Origin of the sequence: Clostridium sp. AF28-12, from assembly GCF_003435225.1 — a bacterium.
Classification (GTDB): domain Bacteria; phylum Bacillota; class Clostridia; order Lachnospirales; family Lachnospiraceae; genus Pilosibacter; species Pilosibacter fragilis.
In genome coordinates, this window is the sequence record NZ_QWGJ01000021.1 from 1 (window position 1) to 18,716 (window position 18,716).

15 protein-coding genes and 1 other annotated feature are annotated in these 18,716 nt (G+C 50.6%); of the genes, 8 read left to right on the forward strand and 7 right to left on the reverse strand.

Annotated elements, in window-relative coordinates:
- Positions 1–374: 374 nt before the first annotated feature.
- The 3 genes from DWY93_RS14470 to DWY93_RS14480 all read left to right on the forward strand — a co-directional run bounded on the left by DWY93_RS14470 (position 375) and on the right by DWY93_RS14480 (position 2,769).
- Positions 375–686 carry a helix-turn-helix domain-containing protein gene (locus DWY93_RS14470; RefSeq protein ID WP_117471355.1) on the forward strand — a complete coding sequence of 104 codons (312 nt, stop codon included), beginning with the start codon at positions 375–377 and terminating at the stop codon, positions 684–686.
- Positions 687–821: 135 nt separating this feature from the next.
- Positions 822–2,099 (forward strand): DUF1576 domain-containing protein, encoded by a 1,278-nt coding sequence (locus DWY93_RS14475; RefSeq protein WP_117471356.1) that lies wholly within the window; start codon positions 822–824, stop codon positions 2,097–2,099.
- Between the two features lie 133 nt (positions 2,100–2,232).
- Positions 2,233–2,769: a VanZ family protein gene (locus tag DWY93_RS14480; RefSeq protein WP_117471357.1), complete on the forward strand. Its 537-nt coding sequence runs from the start codon at positions 2,233–2,235 to the stop codon at positions 2,767–2,769.
- Between the two features lie 170 nt (positions 2,770–2,939).
- Here DWY93_RS14480 and DWY93_RS14485 read toward each other — a convergent pair whose 3' ends face one another.
- The 7 genes from DWY93_RS14485 to DWY93_RS14515 all read right to left on the reverse strand — a co-directional run bounded on the left by DWY93_RS14485 (position 2,940) and on the right by DWY93_RS14515 (position 11,514).
- The gene (locus tag DWY93_RS14485; protein ID WP_117471358.1) at positions 2,940–3,668 is read right to left on the reverse strand and encodes a DUF554 domain-containing protein; all 729 of its coding nucleotides are present in this window, start codon (positions 3,666–3,668) and stop codon (positions 2,940–2,942) included.
- 356 nt (positions 3,669–4,024) lie between these two features.
- Complete coding sequence (gene trpA / locus DWY93_RS14490; protein ID WP_015552929.1) at positions 4,025–4,807, reverse strand: tryptophan synthase subunit alpha; 783 nt, start codon at positions 4,805–4,807, stop codon at positions 4,025–4,027.
- Complete coding sequence (trpB, locus tag DWY93_RS14495; protein ID WP_117471359.1) at positions 4,800–5,984, reverse strand: tryptophan synthase subunit beta; 1,185 nt, start codon at positions 5,982–5,984, stop codon at positions 4,800–4,802. The genes trpA and trpB overlap by 8 nt, the downstream gene beginning before the upstream one ends.
- Before the next feature lie 164 nt (positions 5,985–6,148).
- Positions 6,149–7,654 carry an FGGY family carbohydrate kinase gene (locus DWY93_RS14500; protein WP_117471025.1) on the reverse strand — a complete coding sequence of 502 codons (1,506 nt, stop codon included), beginning with the start codon at positions 7,652–7,654 and terminating at the stop codon, positions 6,149–6,151.
- A gap of 122 nt (positions 7,655–7,776) precedes the next feature.
- Complete coding sequence (locus tag DWY93_RS14505) at positions 7,777–8,718, reverse strand: ABC transporter permease (RefSeq protein WP_117471026.1); 942 nt, start codon at positions 8,716–8,718, stop codon at positions 7,777–7,779.
- Positions 8,715–10,355: a sugar ABC transporter ATP-binding protein gene (locus DWY93_RS14510; RefSeq protein WP_117471027.1), complete on the reverse strand. Its 1,641-nt coding sequence runs from the start codon at positions 10,353–10,355 to the stop codon at positions 8,715–8,717. The genes DWY93_RS14505 and DWY93_RS14510 overlap by 4 nt, the downstream gene beginning before the upstream one ends.
- 124 nt (positions 10,356–10,479) lie before the next feature.
- A complete protein-coding gene (locus tag DWY93_RS14515) occupies positions 10,480–11,514 on the reverse strand; it encodes a sugar ABC transporter substrate-binding protein (protein ID WP_117471028.1) in 1,035 nt (344 codons plus the stop codon).
- Between the two features lie 244 nt (positions 11,515–11,758).
- Positions 11,759–12,212: a binding site (T-box leader), on the reverse strand.
- A 509-nt stretch (positions 12,213–12,721) separates the two neighbouring features.
- Between DWY93_RS14515 and DWY93_RS14520 the strand changes: the two genes are divergently transcribed.
- The 5 genes from DWY93_RS14520 to DWY93_RS14540 all read left to right on the forward strand — a co-directional run bounded on the left by DWY93_RS14520 (position 12,722) and on the right by DWY93_RS14540 (position 18,554).
- Complete coding sequence (locus DWY93_RS14520; RefSeq protein ID WP_117471029.1) at positions 12,722–14,422, forward strand: ABC transporter substrate-binding protein; 1,701 nt, start codon at positions 12,722–12,724, stop codon at positions 14,420–14,422.
- Positions 14,423–14,658: 236 nt separating this feature from the next.
- Complete coding sequence (locus DWY93_RS14525; RefSeq protein ID WP_021905090.1) at positions 14,659–15,609, forward strand: ABC transporter permease; 951 nt, start codon at positions 14,659–14,661, stop codon at positions 15,607–15,609.
- Between the two features lie 6 nt (positions 15,610–15,615).
- On the forward strand, positions 15,616–16,554 hold the full coding sequence (locus tag DWY93_RS14530; RefSeq protein ID WP_242990670.1) for an ABC transporter permease: 939 nt from the start codon (positions 15,616–15,618) through the stop codon (positions 16,552–16,554).
- 12 nt (positions 16,555–16,566) lie between these two features.
- Entirely contained in the window at positions 16,567–17,595 is a 1,029-nt protein-coding gene (locus DWY93_RS14535) for an ABC transporter ATP-binding protein (protein ID WP_117471030.1), read from the forward strand.
- Positions 17,580–18,554, forward strand: coding sequence for an oligopeptide/dipeptide ABC transporter ATP-binding protein (locus tag DWY93_RS14540; protein ID WP_021905087.1), 975 nt, complete (start codon positions 17,580–17,582; stop codon positions 18,552–18,554). The genes DWY93_RS14535 and DWY93_RS14540 overlap by 16 nt, the downstream gene beginning before the upstream one ends.
- Positions 18,555–18,716: the final 162 nt, after the last annotated feature.

Consider the following 18,716-nt stretch of genomic DNA (forward strand, 5'->3'; position numbering starts at 1 on the left):
CTCTTAGCGGAATGCGTAGTCAGATGAGCCGGAATTTGCACTCTGAACCGTGTTTATGGATAAACCATTTCTTCATTTTTTTATGCTCCCCTTCTTTTTCTTTTTTTTCAACTCTTTTGTCAAAAAATACATTGCTAATCCTACCCATATATTTTTAGTGGGTCTCATGCTCATTCCTACATCTCCTTCCCTAAGCTCAATTGCTCTGTGAAATACTCTTTCTTTTCACAACACTTGTATTTCCTATAAACAAACTGTAATCTTTTGTGAATGGTAGATAATATCGTAATTATTATACTATAATTATAACTATTTTACAACGATAAATCCCACTATAATTATGACAATCACAAGCAATAAGGGAGTATTTCATCATGTTTGACGTTCTTCAGCGAATCACCGATTTGCGTTTAGCCAGGAACTGGTCTGAATATCAGTTATCAGTCCGTTCAGGTCTTCCGCAATCTACTATTTCTTCTTGGTACCGTAAAAAAATGCTGCCTACGATTCCATCTTTACAAAAAATTTGTGATGCTTTTGACCTGTCTCTTGCGCAATTTTTTGCTGTAGAAAACTGCACTGAGCTTACTGATGATCAGCTGTCCTTAATCAAACAGTGGGAGTTATTAACTGCTGAGCAAAAGCAGGCTATCTTAAATCTGATTCATTCTATCATCTTTCAATAATTCTTTTTGTTTCTATTCTGTAATCAGCAAAACATCTTTCTATTCCTGCTGTTTTACGGTATACTAAACCATGCGCGCATTTTCCTGCACCGGTCTGAGCCTCAATTTACCAGAAAAGATAGAAAGGACACGTACATGACACATTCCCCCCTCACAAGACTCCAGAAATTCCGTCTTCTGTCCCTGATCCCACTCTATTTCATGATCGTGGGACTGTTTTTACAGCCCATCACGGAAATTCTTCCGGGACTCTGGACATTGATCAAGGAGCCGGACTTCCTGATCACGGACTACTTCCTGGTCGGCGGCATCGGAACTTCCTTTATCAACGCCGGACTGCTGACGCTTTTATGTATCTGGACCATCTATTTCCTTGATATGGAGATGGACGGACATACGATCACATCCAGCTGCCTGATGTTCGGCTTCTCCCTGTTCGGAAAGAACCTCTTAAATATCTGGGCGATCCTGTTTGGTGTGTACCTCTACTCCCACTACCATAAAACACACCTGTCCCGTTACGTTTACATCGGTTTTTACGGCACCAGCCTGTCCCCGATCATCACGCAGATCATGTATATCTCGGATCTCCCCTACCTGCTGCGGCTTCTCATCAGCCTCGCTGTGGGACTCATGATCGGTTTCGTGCTGCCGCCTTTATCCACCCATGTCCACTACGCCCACAAAGGTTACTCCCTCTATAACGTGGGCTTTTCCGCCGGAATCATCGCCACTGTCGTTGTCTCCGTCTTGAAATCCTTCGGCATCACCACCGAGTCCCGCCTGATCTGGTCCGAGGGCAATAACCAGCTGCTGTTTGCGATCCTCTGCGGGCTGTTTGCCGCCATGATCATTGCGGCATTCCTCTTCGGCGGAAAGGAAGTCGGTGAATCCTACAGAAAGATCTTATCCTGCTCCGGAATCGGCGGAACCGATTATCTCCGGGATAACGGTGGCGCGGCAACGATCCTCAATATGGCAGTCAACGGTTTATTTGCAACGATCTTTATTCTCGGCGTCGGCGGCGAGTTAAACGGACCGACTATCGGCGGAATCTTCACGATCGTAGGATTTTCCGCCACTGGAAAACATATCCGGAACATCGCCCCGATCATGTTTGGCGTCCTCTTCGCGAGCTTCACAAAACGCTGGACCATTAACTCCCCGTCACCGATGCTGGCACTTTTATTCTCAACGACACTGGCGCCGATTGCGGGGGAATTCGGAGTTCTCATGGGACTTCTCGCCGGATTCCTGCACTCTTCCGTCGCCTTGAATGTCGGAATTGTGTATGGAGGCATGAATTTATATAATAATGGATTTGCAGGTGGAATTGTGGCGATTTTCATGGTTCCGGTGATACATTCCATCCGCGACCGGAGAGCGCGGGCGAAAGGTGAGATTTCGCTGTAATGCATGTGGTATCTACCCTCTGCTTTTCAATACACTGCCCCAGTTAAAAAGACCATTTTTTGAGATTACTTTAATGGATTTTTCATGATTATAAAATAATAGATTTCTACAGATTTTTAGGAGCTTTTAAGATATGGGCAATGCAAGTGTATCTAAAAAAGGAAATATGAATGATAAAAAAGAATATCCTACTGCCGCAAAGCTACTTTCCTGGCTCCCAGCGATCTTCGTCGCAGCCGCCATCTCCTGGTTCTCCGCCCAGCCGGCGGCGGAGTCCACGGAGATGAGCGATACCGTGAGCCGACTGATTCTCATACTCGGCACAAAACTCAGCTTTTTCCACGGAAATCCGGCTCAGTACACCGACCTCATCGAACTTATGAGCTTCCCCGTCCGAAAAACCGCTCATATGACTGAATATCTGGTATTTTACTGCACCGTCCGTTTTGGACTGCACTTTACGTATCGGACCTCCAACGTGAAACGCCGTCTTCTCACCACTCTCGCCATCGTCTTCCTCTACGCCTGCACCGACGAATTCCACCAGCTCTTCGTCCCGGGCCGCGCAGGACGATTTACGGACGTGCTGATTGACTGCTTTGGCGTCACAATCGTGACACTGGTCTGCCTGATGAGACAGCAGTCCCGCAAACACTACCAGAACGCATAAACCGGCTCTCATTATGATTATGGTATTGACCGATAATATCAGTACCTGCCGCTGGCAGCTTCTTCCGAATACATGACTGCAAAAATCCCTGAATACGCACATCACATTGATCTACATACTCAGGGATTTTTTATTTTCATATTATGTACTTTTCTCGTCCGCCTGTACTCCTACAGCATCGGCACCACCACATTCCCCCAGAACCAGCTCACCGGCATGACGAGCACCATCGCGGGGATCATATCGGCGACCGGGAAGTTGTGGATCTTTGCGATGCGGAAACCTGTGGCCAGAAGAAGAAAACCACCGCAGGCCTTGAAGTCCGCGATCATATCCGGTGTGGTAAGCGGAAAGATGAACTTCGCCGCAGCGAAGATCGCGAGAAAGATCACGCACTGTGGGATCGCAACAGCCGCAACCACCATTCCCAGGGTTCCTCCAAAGATCATCGCGGTAAAGAAGTCCAGAATGGACTTGGAGATGAGGATCGTGTGGTCACCGCTCATTCCGGAGTCCAGGGAACCATAGATTCCCGTTCCGCTGGCACAGAACAGCACGATGATCGTCACGAGCATCGTCATATACTCTTCTCTGGACATGGACGCATTCTTATTCGGGAAGATCTTCCCCACCGGCTTCTCTATGCACGCCGCGCCGTGGTTGATGATCCCGCCGAGATTCACCGCCAGCCCAAACGCGGTCCCAATGATCACCGCAAAGATAACGGCGGGCATATTTTTCATAAGGCCGATGGAGCTCACGCCCATTCCCATGGAGCAGACGCCGAAGATCTTCGTGAGCTCTGAATTGATCCTTGTGGGCAGCTTATGCCCAAATAAAGCCCCGACCACACCGCCGCTGGCGACGGACAGGGCATTGATGATAATTCCTACTGGCATACACCTTTCTCCTTTTCAAAAAGGAACGTGCCTTGGCACATTCGTGCGTCTCGCGCGGTTGCTTGCGACAACCTACATCTTTGCGCAAGTAACACAAACAACTGCGGTGCAAAGGAGTCCCTGCACCGCAGAATTGACAGTTCGTTATTTAATTTTAGCACAAAGTACGGTACAACGCAAACACTTTACCTCGCAAAAGTGCATGTGAAGTGCATGTTCCCAATTACCATTTTGACAACATTCTTCTCATTTAAGTCGAACGACCGTGAAACTTGGCGCGTGATTCTGGTCAGCGAAGCTGACTTATTCCTATCAAAATCACTGCGCATCCTCGCGGAGCGTTTCCCAGCCGCTTCTTAGATCCCATGCACCGCGTCACACATGGACTTCACATACTCTTTCACATACGGAACCGCATCTTTTCCATACGTTCCGCAGAGCTTCACGATCGCGGAACCAACGATAGCGCCGTCGGAGAGACCTGCCATCTTCTTTGCCTGCTCCGGGGTGGAGATTCCGAAGCCAACCGCGCACGGGATATCTTTCGCCTTTTTCACAAGCTTCACCATCGCGCCGATATCCGTTGTGATCTCGCTTCTCGTTCCGGTAACGCCAAGAGAGGATACGCAGTATACAAAGCCGGACGCCTCTTTCGCGATCATGCTGATTCTCTCATGGGAGGTCGGGGCAATGAGGGAGATCAGATCCATATCATACTTTTTGCATACCGAATCAAACTCTTCTTTCTCCTCATACGGCACATCCGGCAGGATCAGTCCGTCCATGCCAAGCTCAGACGCCTTCTTGATGAAGCGCTCAGTTCCGTAGGAGAAGACAACATTCGCATAGGTCATGAAAACCATCGGAATTTGTGTGTTTTTCCGGATTTTTTCAACCATTGCAAAAATTTTGTCGGTGGTCACGCCGCCGGACAGGGCGCGGATATTTGCCGCCTGGATCACCGGTCCCTCTGCCGTCGGATCGGAGAACGGGATACCAAGCTCGATGAGGTTTGCGCCTGCCTCCTCCATTGCGTATACAAGCTGCTCCGTGACCTCTAAGGACGGGTCACCGCAGGTGATAAACGGGATAAATGCCTTTCCATTTCCGCCTTTGAAGGCGTTTGCGATCTTACTCATGAATATCCTCCCCTCTGTATCTTGCGATTGCTGCACAGTCCTTGTCTCCTCTTCCGGAAACATTGACGACAATGATCTTATCCTTTCCCATCGTCGGTGCGAGCTTCATTGCGTATGCGATGGCATGGGCGCTCTCGATCGCCGGGATGATTCCCTCGATTCTGGAGAGATACTCGAACGCATCGACTGCCTCGTCGTCAGTGATCGCCACATACTGGGCCCGTCCGGTATCGTAAAGATTTGCGTGTTCCGGTCCGATTCCCGGATAGTCAAGACCTGCGGAGATGGAATATACCGGGGCGATCTGGCCATATTCATCCTGGCAGAAGTAAGATTTCATGCCGTGGAAGATTCCGAGACGTCCTGTGGCGATGGTCGCCGCTGTCTCTGCCGTGTTCACACCGCGTCCTGCTGCCTCACAGCCGATGAGCTGAACGTCTTTATCTTCAATAAAGTTGTAGAATGCGCCGATGGCATTGGATCCGCCGCCAACACAGGCAAGAACTGCATCCGGAAGACGTCCCTCTTTCTCTAACATCTGCTCCTTGATCTCCTTGGAGATAACCGCCTGGAAGTCACGGACGATAGTCGGGAACGGATGTGGTCCCATACAGGAGCCGAGAACATAGTGGGTGTCCTCGATCCGGTTCGTCCACTCTCTCATTGCCTCCGAAACAGCATCTTTGAGGGTTCCTGTTCCGGTTGTCACCGCATGCACCTTTGCTCCGAGAAGGCGCATTTTGTAAACATTTAATGCCTGACGTTTTGTGTCCTCCTCGCCCATGTAGATCTCGCATTCCATGCCGAAGAGCGCTGCCGCCGTCGCTGTCGCTACACCGTGCTGGCCTGCGCCCGTCTCAGCGATGACACGAGTCTTTCCCATCTTCTTCGCGAGAAGCACCTGACCGAGCACGTTGTTGATCTTGTGGGCACCGGTATGGTTTAAGTCCTCTCTCTTTAAATAGATCTTCGCTCCGCCGAGATCCTTTGTCATGTGCTCCGCGTAGTAGAGCCTTGACGGTCTGCCCGCGTATTCATTTAAAAGTGTTGTGAGTTCTTTCTGGAATTCCGGGTCATTTTTGTAGTGGTTGTATGCCTCTTCGAGTTCCAGTACCGCGTTCATAAGCGTCTCAGGAATGTACTGACCACCATGCGCGCCAAATCTGCCTTTTGACATATATTTTTCCTCCTCGTATAAACTGGTATATCATCGGTAACTGCCCGATCTCCGCATGATCGCGGGCTATTTTGCTTTATAAGTTCTCCCGGCAACAGGAGTTTCTGAACAGTTACTGTAATTTGCAATCTGCTGCAGGTAAAATTTTTACTATTATCTGCTTTTTATCTGCTGTAAAACTCTCTTACCAGCGGATAAATGTTCTTATATTTCTGATAGATCCCGTGATACTTCTCCGAAACTTCCAGATCCGGCTCCACCGTATCACAGTGTCCCTGGCTCTCCAGTGTCTCGATAAAGGACTTGTAATCCGGGATCACGCCCTCCGCCACAAACACCGCCGAGGCGATGGCCAGTGCCGGTAAAATGTCCGGATCCTTGTATACAAAGATCTTCTGTCCCATGACATTGCTTAAGATCTGGCACCATCGCCGCTCCCTCGCTCCACCGCCGATCAGTGTGATCTTTGACGCCGGATGGTCGAACAGTTCCAGACCCTGACGGATGGAAAATGCCACGCCCTCGAGGACACTCTGTGCCATATCCGCCGCCGTGGTCTCCTGGGAGAGACCTAAGAAGCTTCCCCGGACGCTGCTGTCCATGATCGGGAACCGCTCACCTGCCACATAGGGCAGGAAGAACAGTCCGTGACTTCCGGGTTCCGCTTTCTCAAGAAGCTCTGAGATATACCCGAAATCCGGTGCCCCGTCGGGATTCCTGGACAGGATCTTCGCGATCAGCTGGTGGACGTTTCCGCCGTTTAGGAACGGGACTACATTGATGAGCAGGTCCTTCTGCATTGCTGCCAGATTAAACCCGCCGCCCTCGCTCTCCATCCTTTGGTTGGACACGGCTGCCACCCAGCCGGAGGTTCCGAGGTTGATGTTGTACTCCCCCGGTGCCAAGATGCCGCTGGCAAGTGTCGTCGCTCCCGCATCCCCGGTTCCGGCATAGACCTTTGTTCCTACCGGATAACCACTCTCCGTCGCCCCGGTCTCCGTGACCGTGCCGACACACTCATGGCCGTAAAAAAGTTTTGGGAACTTCTTAATATCGACTCCTGCCGCTCCAATCAGCTCCTCCGACCAGATCTTCTTGTCCAGATCCATGGCCCCCGCCGTGGAGCAGGCGGTCATGTCTCCGGCGAACACACTGGTAAGTCTACCTATTATATAGTCCTTTGAGCTGATCAGGAAACAGGCGGTTCTTGCATAGATATCCGGCTCATTTTCCTTCAGCCACAAGATCTTCGCCAACGGCATCGATCCGTCAAAATGGTTTCCCGTGATCTCCGCGATATACGCGTCCCCAAGAGGTACTACATTCCGCCTTGCCGCCTCTCTTATGATCACCCGTGCCTGCTCGTCCGCCCGACCGTCGGAATAAAGGATCGCATTCCGGAGTGCTTTTCCTTCTGTCCCAACCGAGATCACATCCTGCATCTGTCCGGAGAAGATGATGGCTCCGATCTCCGCCGCCGGTATGATCTCAAGCATTTCTTTCGACAGGCTGCAGAATGCCCCGTACCATTCGTCCGGATCCTGTTCCTTAAAGTTTCCCACCTCAATGGTGTGGATCACCAGGCTTCCGGTAAAGACCGGTTCTCCGTTTTCGTTCACGACCACTGCCTTGACGGCTGTCGTTCCGATATCAAAGGTTGCTGCTAACATCTATTCCCTCCCCGTTCTGTACCGTTACACAGTACTGGGGATTTTGCCAATCCTTCGCATCCTAAATTGGTAAAATCCGCTCTCTCAATGTTATTTTACGGTATTCTCGGTACCAAAAATCCTTACCGTGAACCATGACCCGCGCCGAGTTTTTGGAGCACAACTGCGAGAATGATGATTCCGCCGGTGATAATGTTCTGCATGAAGCTCGGCATCTGAAGGATCGTAAGTCCGTTCGCCAGAACCGCCAGAATGATGGTTCCGACTAAGGTTCCGACCACGCAGGGAACACCGCTCTTTGAAACGGTGCATCCGATAAATACCGCTGCGTAGGACTGCAAGAAATATCCCTGCCCCGCTGTGGTATTCGCGGAACCTACACGGGATGCCACGAGAGCGCCTGCAAGACCTGCCATTGCCGCGCTGAGCGCAAAAGTGAGAATCCGGTAACGGAAGATCCGGATGCCTGCCGTCTCCGCAGCCTCCTTGCTTCCACCGATGGCATAAAGCTTTCTTCCGGCTGACATGTGGTTCATAAACATGTGGAATACGATGTAAAGCACCGCCGCAACAATGGTGATAAACGGGATGCCCGCGATTTTTAAGATCCCGGGGATCGTAAACGCCTTCGGGATCCCATGAAATACGGTCGTTCCTCCGGTAAGTCCGTAAATCACGCCGTCCAGCACGGTTCCCATACCAAGTGTTGTAATAAAGGAAAGGATCCCGAACTTTGCTACGATCACTCCGTTCACGCAGCCGACGATCAGACCGGCCACTACCGCTGCCAGAAAGCAGACTGGGATCGGAACACCCTGAATCGATAAAAGCGCTGCAACCACGCCGCCAAGGCTCACGATATTTCCGATGGAAAGATCGAATTCATTGATGGTCATGACAAATGTCGCTCCTAAAGCCACCATGGCGAGGGGCGCTGCCTGACGCGTTATATTAAGGAAGTTTTTCAGTGTAAAAAACGACGCAGGTCTCAGGAGTCCGAAAATTCCGATGATGACAACCAATGCTGCCACCGTTCCGTAATTCTTTAATGTTTTTCCTTTCATCTGTCGTTTTCCTCCCTCTCCGCCTCATAACAGCACGCCAGCACGTCCGTCGGTTTCAGGTCTTTATTCTCAAATGTCTTTCGTACTCTTCCGCATGCCATGACGGCAACCTCATCGGCAACCTCTAAAAGTTCCGTGAGATCGGATGACACATAAAGGACGGCTTTGCCCTTTTTTGTCTCTTCCTTCAGAAGCCTGTGGATCTCCTGTCGTGTTGCCACATCCACCGCCTGAGTCGGCTCATCACAAAGCCAGATCGACGGCTCCGTAAGGAGTGCCTTCGCGAAAACGACTTTCTGCTGATTTCCGCCAGACAGCTCCTTTGCCGGCTGGCTCACACCAACGCATTTGATCTTTAATGCCTCGATCATGTCCATCGCCTTTTTGTCGGCCGCCCGCTTTTGAAACCAGCCGCTTTTCGTGTAGCGGTCGATGGAGGAAAGCATCATATTCTCCTCAACGGAAAACGCGGGGATCATGGCTTTTCCTCTCCGGTCCTCACAGATAAACGCCATTCCCTGTCGGATAGATTCCGACGGGGTAGGGCGGACCGTGGTCTTTCCGTTGATCGTGACCTCGCCGCCTGCCAGCTTTCTCGTTCCGTAAATGCATTCCAGGAATTCTGTCCGCCCACTTCCGCAGAGCCCGAACATTCCGGTGATCAGCCCGGTCTTTATTTCCAGATCGACACCGCGGACGATTCCGTCCCCGGAGCGGATCCCGTGGATTTCCAGAGCTGTTTTTCCGATCTTTCCGTCGGCACCTGTTCCCAACAGCTCAGCTCCCTGAATATCCGTCTTTTCTGCTTCACTGCTCACTGTCTGCTTTACTCCGCCTTTACCAGATGCCTTATCTGCCGCTCCACCCTGAAGCTCCGCCTCAGCATCCTTTCCAGCTTTTCCGACGCCATCCGCGACTTCATTTCCGCTCATCAGCCGTACCAGCTCTTTTCTGCTGGTTCCTGCCGTATCCACCGTGGACACCCGCGTTCCGTTTCTTAAGACCGTGACCCGGTCTGCCAGCTCCATGATCTCTTCCAACCGGTGTGTCACATAGAGGACCGAGGTTCCTTTTGCCTTTAAGTTTCTCACGATGGAAAATAACAGATTCGTCTCCTTATCGGAAAGGGACGCTGTCGGCTCATCGAGGATCAAAAGCTTACAGTCACTCATCATCGCCCGGACGATCTCCACGCATTTTTTCTGTGCCGGGGTCATCATGGAAACCGGTTTCTTAAGGTCAAGATGGATCCCAAACTCCTCTGCTTTCGCCGCGGCTTCCCGTTCCATCTCTTTCCATCGGATCAGCCCGCCTTTTACCGGATAGGGTCTTCCGAAACAGATATTTTCCATTCCCGTAAATGCCGGGATCAGGACGTTGTCCTGAAAGATAATGTTGATCCCCAGCTTCCGGCTCTCTTCCGGTCGGATCACCTCCGGAAGATCTTTTCCGTTCCACAGGATACTGCCGCCGTCTCTCTTGTAGACACCGCCTAGGATCTTGATGAACGTGGACTTTCCGGCTCCGTTCTCACCGATGAGGCCATGGACCTCCCCCTCACCGAGAGAGAAGTCCAGACCTTTTAATGCGTATACACCGTTAAATTTTTTATCTACGCCCTTTACATCCAGCAACATCCTGTTTACCTGCCTTAATTTTTGTTTCTATTCTCCGTTTTATGCCTGTTCAGCGTTTTTAGTATCATGCCCGTTGAAACAGCACTTCTAAAATTTTTCGACATTTTTATCCGGATTCATTTGCTTACTGTGCATTCTCCTGCGTGATCAGCTCTGCCGGTGCATACATCTCACCTTTTTCGATCTCTTCACCGTCAAAGTACTTCTCCATCTGCTCACAAACGATACCAGCCATTCCTTCGAAGTTCTGCTTTACCGTCGCTTTTAAGTTTGTTCCGTCCTTGATCATCTCGACTGCCTGCTCGTTTCCGTCAACGCCTGTGACGATGACCTCGTCACGTCCTGCCTCCTGAAGTGCCTTTGCAGCGCCGATGGCCGGTTCATCCCATGCCGCAAATACGGCTGTGATGGAATCCTTGTCCGGATTTGCCGTTAAGAGATTTGCAACGATGTCCTGCGCGTCGTTGATCGGCTGCTCTGCCGGAACGTGCTGCTCTGTGATCAGCTTGATATCCGGATATTCCTTAATAACATCGTCAAATGCCTCGCTGCGCTTTACAACGCCCGGATGCGGTCTGTGGGTCAGAGCGATCACGGTTCCCTTTCCACCCATCAGATCGTCAAATAAGTACCTCACAATGAGCTCGCCCATCTGGTAGTTGTCGCTTGTCGCATTGATCTGCATTCCATCGATAAATCCACTGTCACATCCGAATACCGGGATGTCCGCGTCAAAAGCGTCCTGAAGCTGGTTTGCTACCTGGTTCGGGTCAGCGCTCACAAGGACGATTCCATCGGTTCCGGAAGAAACAACATCCTCGATCCGGCTCGCAAGCTCCGCAAAATCGTTTGCCGTATCGATCACGAATACTTCCGCGCCCTCAGCTTCCAGATCTTCCTTAATATAGCCTGCCATCTGGTTTGTCGTGACAGATGTGAGATACGGGGTCATAACGGAGATCTTCTTTCCGGCAAGTGCGCCTCCCTCTGTCTTTTCCGCCTCGGTTCCGATCCCGGAAGCCGCCTCTGTGGCTGCGGCTTCTGTTGGCGCTGCCGTCACTTCCGTCTTCTCATCCGCCTCTGTGGAACATCCGGTAATCAGAACTCCTGCAAGAGCTACGGCTGCAGCAAGGCTCATGATGGTTTTCATTTTTCTCATAATCATTTCCTCCTCGTTTTTGTCGACTGCCTCTTGCGGGAATCAGTAAAGGGTAGAACAGCACGTTGAAAATAAGTAAAAAAGAATGTGCCTTGGCACATTCTCGCGCCTCGCGCGGTCGCTTGCGACAATCTACATCTTCGCGCGAGTGCGCATCTTTGGCACGTTAATGCCTTTTTACGTAACAGGGAATTCCTCGGAATTTCCAGTTACATAAAAAAAGTCCCGGACATAGTTTTCACTATGCCGGGACGAAATTTTTCGTGGTGCCACCCGATTTCACAGATCAGGCTTCCTCGAAAGCCAACTGCTCCGTGCCTACGGCACTCCCACAGTTGCCGCCTCCATTCGTAATCCGGGCTATCGCCCTACTTACTCATGCAGGCTTGGTTGTCAAATGTCTATCCAGCCTGACGTGCAAGCACGTCATTCTGGCTATCCGCTTGACAACACTTTCAAACAAAAATAGCAGCTATCCCACATCGGAATATCTGCCACCAATCTGTCTCATTTCAGAGTACGGAAATCTCTTTCGATACTCTTATCCTTTAACGCAGGAATCACGGCCGCAGCTACTCGAATCTCTTTCACCTGGCGTCTCACAAACCCATTCCATAGGGAATTCCATACTGTCTTCCACCACCGACAGCTCTCTGTGATTTCATTCCGAATGTACTCTCTTTGCTCATCGACTTTTTGTTTTTAATTTTTATGGATTAAAGATTAGCACACTTCTTTCCATATGTCAATTTTATTTTCAGAATATTTGCTATTAAAAATTCCTATATCCAGTCACTATTTTTTCCAATCATATCCGGTTCGAACAAAAATCGGCTCCTGAAAGACTTTCCAAGATCAGATCTATCATCTCTTTGTTGACAGTTTTTTCCATTTTGTAGAAACAAAAGTTACATAATTCTTATTTTTTGATTATTGTGCCGAATTAAGTAAAGTGAATTCAAAAAATACTTGACTTTTTAAAGTTATGGTTTTATTCTTAAGCACATAATTTTATTAACGATCCATTCCAACTATCAAAGGCGATAACTTCTGACAAAAGTGCGCCTTTCTTTTTTACCCGGACTTAACTGTAAGACTATCGAACAGTTTCTCCGGTTCTCCGGAAGCGACTGCCGGATACCCACCGGCACCGGAGATTCCCCACCCGGATCGTTCGTAAAAGGAAAGAGAGAGGAGAGATTCATTTATGAAGAAGAGACGACTTATTGCACTCGCAGCTGCAGCCGTTATGGCAGCATCTTCCCTGGCAGGATGCGGCGGTTCCCAGACATCCTCAACAACAGCAGCAGGTTCCACTGCTGAAACAGCAGCGGCTTCCTCCAATGCGGTATCCCCGGACGCAAAATCCACGGATCAGACACTCGGCGGCGGTATCGCGGTCGGCTCAAGTGACGGCGAGGCAGTAAAAGGCGGAACACTTGTTGTGTCAATGCCTTCATCCCCACGCACTCTTGATCCGAAAGCCTACTCAACCATGTACGAGAACCACATTATGTACAATGTTCTCGATACCCTGTTTGTCTGGGATAAGGATTACAAAGAGGTGATTCCGAGTCTGGCAACTGATTACACTGTCAGTGATGACGGCCTGACCTACACCATCAACCTCCGTGATGATGTATACTTCCAGAAAGGTAAATTCCAGGACGGAAGAAAGATGACCGCGGATGATGTTGTATACTCTCTTGAACGAAGCAAGGAAGAGAGTACCACAGACCGTATCTGCCGTGATTTCTTCGATTACTGCGAAGCTGCAAGCCCGACACAGGTCGTTATCCATATGAAATCTGTTGCAGGACCGTTTATCTCTCAGTTAGCCGGTATCGGAAACGCAATCCTCCCGAAAGAGGAAGTTGAAGGCTGGGGAGAAGACTTCGGTTCCCACATCGTCGGCACAGGTGCTTTCACACTGGAAGAGATCGTAACCGATGAAAAAGTCACATTAAAGAAAAATGAGAATTACTGGGGCACAGAGCCGAACGTAGACGGCATCGAGTTCCGAATCATCTCCGATTCCAATCAGGCGATCAACGCAGTCCAGACCGGTGAGGTCGACATCGCGATGTATCTTCAGGGCGAAGCCATCAAGCGTGCGCAGGATGCGGACCTCTTACTTCAGGCACCGAGTTCCGCTGTCACCTTTGTCCGCTTCAATATGCAGAACGGACCGACCGCAAACGCTGATGTCAGAAAAGCACTCACAATGGCTGTCGATATCGACTCCATGGTAGCCGGTATCTATCAGTACGGCGAAGGCACAAGAGCTTATCAGCCGCTTCCGGTATACTCCTTCGCTTATGACACGGCATACAATGATCTTGTACCGTCCTACGATCCGGAAGGTGCAAAGAAGCTCCTCGCAGAAGCAGGCTACCCGGATGGCTTTACCATGAGCCTTTACATTGGTTCCACTACCTATCGCGAGAAGATGGCACAGATGTTACAGTACTACTGGAGCCAGATCGGTGTAACACTTGATATCAAGTCTTCCACCATGGCCGACTGGTCCGCAGCGGTCGTTGATTCCTGGCAGTCCGATGTTGTAAACAGCTACGGAGTAAGCTGGAACAGCGATCCGGATCCTTACGGTTTCCTTGGAAAGTTCTTCAGCTCCCAGACACTTCACGCCTCCTCCAACGCAGGCGGCTACAACGATGCGGAACTGGATGAGCTCTTAAATGAAGGCTTTGGCTCCACAGACAACGCAAAGCGCGCGGAGTCCTATAAGAAAGTCATTGAGAAGGTTATGAACGAATACACCGGTATCTACTACGCATACGAGTGCCGGAACTGGGCCGTATCCCCGAAGGTACATAACGCAGTTCTCCGTGCCGATAATCAGATGTTAGTCGCAACACCATTCAACAATATCTGGGTTGAAAAATAGAATTTGACGACCAAACCGGTTTGAGTAAGCAGGGTGATAGCCCGGATTACGAAAACCGGCGGTCGCTGCGTGAGTGCTAAAGACACAAAGCAGCTGGATTCCACACATAGAAAGGGGGAGGCAAATCCTAAGTTTGTTTCCCTTTTTCTGTACACTCACAGAGATTTAACTGTTCCATTCTCTTCACATTCTTCCCGGTGAAGAGAACAGGACAGCTATGAAAGGATTGGATTTATATGGGAAAGATCATCATAAAACGATTATTGCAGACGATTCCCACACTTCTGGTCGTCGTCACACTTACCTTCTGCCTCACACGAATGCTTCCGGGCGATCCGGCAGTGGCGATCTTAGGTATCGAGGCAAATGCGGAGGACATCGAAGCTATGAGAGCCGAGATGAACCTCGACAAATCGCTCCCTGAGCAGTACGCCCTCTACCTGGGTGGACTTGTCCACGGTGACTTTGGTTACTCCTACAGCTACCGTCAGGACGTTCTTCCACTCATCACTTCCAGAATTCCGAACACATTAACCCTGACGCTGACAGCACTTCTCTTCGCTTTCATCATCGGAACCAGCGTCGGTATCATTGCTGCATTAAAGCAGAATACGATCTTCGATTACATTGTCATGGTCATCACGCTCGTGGGTGTGTCCATGCCGATCTTCTGGCTGGCACTCATGCTGGTTCTTCAGTTTTCCGTTAAAATGAATCTTCTGCCTGTTATGGGTATGGGCGATCTCTCCAAAGGCTTCGGCGATGTTGTGAGCCATATGATCCTTCCGGGCTTCTGCCTTGCGACGATCCCGATGGCAACCTTTGCGAGAACCATGCGTTCCAGCATGATCGACATCATGAGCAGCGACTACATCCGATGTCTTAGAGCCCGTGGAATCAAAAAACTCAAAGTCATCCTGATCCACGGATTAAAGAATGCTCTCCCGCCGCTCATCACAGTTTTAGGTCTTCAGATCGCCGGAACCTTCACCGGTGCCATCATCACCGAGGGAATCTTCTCCTGGCCGGGCATGGGAACCATGATCAACACCGCGATCAACAACCGCGATTATTCCCTGATCCAGGGTGCGGTCCTGTTCTCCGCGATCATGTTCGTCTTCTGCAACATGCTGGTCGATATCGCCTACGCGATTCTGAATCCGAAAGTTAAACTGGAAAAGGGGTGATGAGTTATGACATTATCAAAAAAGAAAAAACCTGCTGCCGCGTCCTCCGTTGTTTCCGGTGAGGCGCTTGGAATGGATGCCAATATCGCAATGCTCGTAAAAGAGCGGAACGCGAACAATGCCTGGCATAAATTAGCGAGAAACAAAACAGCCCTCGTTGGCTTCTTCATCGTGGCTTTTATGGTAGTCATCGCCGTATTTGCCCCGCTCATCGCGCCATATGACCCGAACGCGATCAACCCGGTCCTGCCCTTTAAGGGAATCGGCACTCCCGGACATCTCTTCGGCACGGATGACCTTGGCCGTGATATCCTGTCCCGTATCATCTACGGCTCCCGTATTTCCATGATCGTCGCCGTAGGCGCCACCATCGTCGGCGCGATCATCGGCGTTCTCATCGGACTTACCGCCGGATATTTCGGTGGATGGATCGACGCGGTGCTCATGAGGATCATGGACGGCATGTTCTCCTTTCCGTTCATCCTGTTAGCCATGATCCTGATCACCGTTCTCGGAAACGGCGTCATGAACGTCATTCTGGCCATCGGTATCGCAAGCGTACCGGGATTTGCCCGTGTCACAAGAGGCCAGGTACTGATCGTAAAGGAAGAAGAATACTGCAACGCCTGCCGCGTTGTCGGTGTTTCCCCGGTAAGACTTCTGTTCTTACATATTTTGCCGAACTGTGTATCCCAGATCATCGTTTACGCGACACTCCGTATCGCAAGCGCTATCATCTCCGAGGCATCCTTAAGCTTCTTAGGACTCGGCATCGCGCTTCCGACCGCCTCCTGGGGCAGCATTCTCCGTGTCGGCCGTGACTGCCTGACAACCGCCCCGCACGTTGCGGGAACCGCAGGCGCGTTTATCCTCGTGACTGTTATCGGTTTCAACCTGTTGGGCGATGGTATCCGTGATGTCATGGATCCGAAAATGAAACAGTAGGAGGTGCAGGCTATGAGTGAAAACGATGCAATCTTAAAAGTAAATGGATTAAAAACATATTTCTATCAGGCAAGCGGCGTTTCCAAGGCTGTCGATGGCGTAAGCTTCAGCCTGCGTCAGGGCACGACCATGGGGATCGTCGGTGAGTCCGGTTCCGGAAAGAGCGTCACAAGTGCCTCCGTGATGCGGCTCATGCCGTCAAAGACCGGAAAGATCGTAGATGGCTCCATCATCTTCGACGGTGTGGACATCCGGAATCTCTCCGAGGCACAGATGGAAAAGTTCCGCGGCGATGAGTGCTGCATGATCTTCCAGAACCCGATGACTTCCCTCGATCCGGTATTCAAGATCGGCCACCAGATGGTGGAAATGATCAGAGAGCATGAAAAGGTCAGCAAAAAGGAGGCCTGGAACAAAGCCGTTGAAGCCTTGAAGCTTGTCGGCATCCCGGAAGCCGAGAAACGGATGGATGCCTATCCTCACGAGCTTTCCGGAGGTATGTGCCAGCGTGTCATCATCGCCATGGCTGTCTGCGGACATCCGAAGCTCATCATCGCTGACGAGCCGACGACCGCCCTCGATGTGACCGTACAGGCACAGGTTCTTGAGCTTTTAAAGGATCTCCAGAAGAAGCTCAACACAGCGATCTTACTCATCACCCACAACCTTGGCGTTGTCTGGGAGATGTGCGACACCGTTATGGTCATGTATGCAGGAAATACCGTAGAATACGCGGATACAAAGACGCTCTACAAAGAGCCGCTTCACCCGTACACCTGGGGTCTTTTAGACTCCATGCCGAAACTCAGCAGCTCCACGAAGGAGGATTTAAAGACGATTCCGGGCACACCGCCGGATCTCCGCCTTACCGGCCACTGCTGCAACTTTTATAACCGCTGTCCTTACGCGACGGAGATCTGCAGACAGCAGGTACCACCGCTTAAGGAAGTCGCTCCCGGACATTTCGTGGCATGCCACAGACAGGACGGCGAGCACAGATTAACACGAGGGGAAGTGAATGTGACATGCAAAAAAATGTAATCATGAGCGTCGATCATCTCAGTAAGGATTTCGTGATCCGCGGAAAAAAATTAGGGGAAAAGAGTAAGCTTCTCCACGCATTGAGCGATGTTTCTTTTGATATTTATGAGGGTGAAACTCTTGGCATCATCGGTGAGTCCGGATGCGGCAAATCCACACTTGGACGCTGTCTTGTAAAGCTCCACAAGCCGTCCGCCGGAACGATCACCTACAATGGCAAGGATCTCTGGAATCTGCCGGTCTATGAGCGTGAGGCAGCCCGCAGGGACATCCAGATGATCTTTCAGGATCCGTATTCCTCTCTGGACCCGAGAAAAACAGCTTCCTACTCTATTGAAGAAGCGATGAAGGTCCACCACATCGGTGACACCGCAAGAGAGCGCCGCCAGAAAGCATTAGAGTATCTTCAGGAGGTCGGTCTCGACATCCAGCACATGGAGCGCTATCCCCACGAGTTCTCCGGCGGCCAGAGACAGCGTGTGAACATTGCACGCGCCCTCTCCATGGAACCGAAGATCATCGTCTGCGACGAGCCGGTATCCGCACTGGACGTTTCGATCCAGGCACAGGTCATCAACCTCTTCCGCCGCCTGCAGAAGCAGTTTAACCTGACTTATGTTTTCATCTCCCATGACCTCGGCATCATCAAGTACATCAGCGACCGGATCATGATCATGTATCTGGGACGTGTCATGGAGTTCTACACTTCGGAGGGAATCTACGCAGATCCGAAGCACCCGTACACTAAGGCGCTTCTCTCCGCGATCCCGCCGGAAAGCCCCTTTGATAAAAAAGAACGTCTGCCCCTCACCGGCGACATCCCGAGTCCGATCGGGGATCAGGTTGGCTGCCCGCTCGCAGGCCGCTGCCCGCACTGCACAGAGCGCTGTAAGAAAGAGATTCCGAAGCTCGTGGACACCGGGGACGGACATATGGTAGCTTGTTTCCTGTACGAGTAAGCTTTCACGACTACAACACCTGCCCGGGCATGAAAAGCCCTTTTTAGTCTTTTCTACTCCCGGCAGATTCGCAGCTGACTTTTTTATCATGCTTAAACAATGCATGGAAAACGATCTGGCTGTTAGATGCCTTGATCCTTACAACTTATATACTATAAATGA

Coding starts and splice junctions, on each gene's coding strand:
- DWY93_RS14470 (WP_117471355.1), top strand. CDS start 375: ATGTTTGACGTTCTTCAGCGAATCACCGATTTGCGTTTAGCCAGGAAC.
- DWY93_RS14475 (WP_117471356.1), top strand. CDS start 822: ATGACACATTCCCCCCTCACAAGACTCCAGAAATTCCGTCTTCTGTCC.
- DWY93_RS14480 (WP_117471357.1), top strand. CDS start 2,233: ATGGGCAATGCAAGTGTATCTAAAAAAGGAAATATGAATGATAAAAAA.
- DWY93_RS14485 (WP_117471358.1), bottom strand. CDS start 3,668: ATGCCAGTAGGAATTATCATCAATGCCCTGTCCGTCGCCAGCGGCGGT.
- trpA (WP_015552929.1), bottom strand. CDS start 4,807: ATGAGTAAGATCGCAAACGCCTTCAAAGGCGGAAATGGAAAGGCATTT.
- trpB (WP_117471359.1), bottom strand. CDS start 5,984: ATGTCAAAAGGCAGATTTGGCGCGCATGGTGGTCAGTACATTCCTGAG.
- DWY93_RS14500 (WP_117471025.1), bottom strand. CDS start 7,654: ATGTTAGCAGCAACCTTTGATATCGGAACGACAGCCGTCAAGGCAGTG.
- DWY93_RS14505 (WP_117471026.1), bottom strand. CDS start 8,718: ATGAAAGGAAAAACATTAAAGAATTACGGAACGGTGGCAGCATTGGTT.
- DWY93_RS14510 (WP_117471027.1), bottom strand. CDS start 10,355: ATGTTGCTGGATGTAAAGGGCGTAGATAAAAAATTTAACGGTGTATAC.
- DWY93_RS14515 (WP_117471028.1), bottom strand. CDS start 11,514: ATGAGAAAAATGAAAACCATCATGAGCCTTGCTGCAGCCGTAGCTCTT.
- DWY93_RS14520 (WP_117471029.1), top strand. CDS start 12,722: ATGAAGAAGAGACGACTTATTGCACTCGCAGCTGCAGCCGTTATGGCA.
- DWY93_RS14525 (WP_021905090.1), top strand. CDS start 14,659: ATGGGAAAGATCATCATAAAACGATTATTGCAGACGATTCCCACACTT.
- DWY93_RS14530 (WP_242990670.1), top strand. CDS start 15,616: ATGACATTATCAAAAAAGAAAAAACCTGCTGCCGCGTCCTCCGTTGTT.
- DWY93_RS14535 (WP_117471030.1), top strand. CDS start 16,567: ATGAGTGAAAACGATGCAATCTTAAAAGTAAATGGATTAAAAACATAT.
- DWY93_RS14540 (WP_021905087.1), top strand. CDS start 17,580: ATGCAAAAAAATGTAATCATGAGCGTCGATCATCTCAGTAAGGATTTC.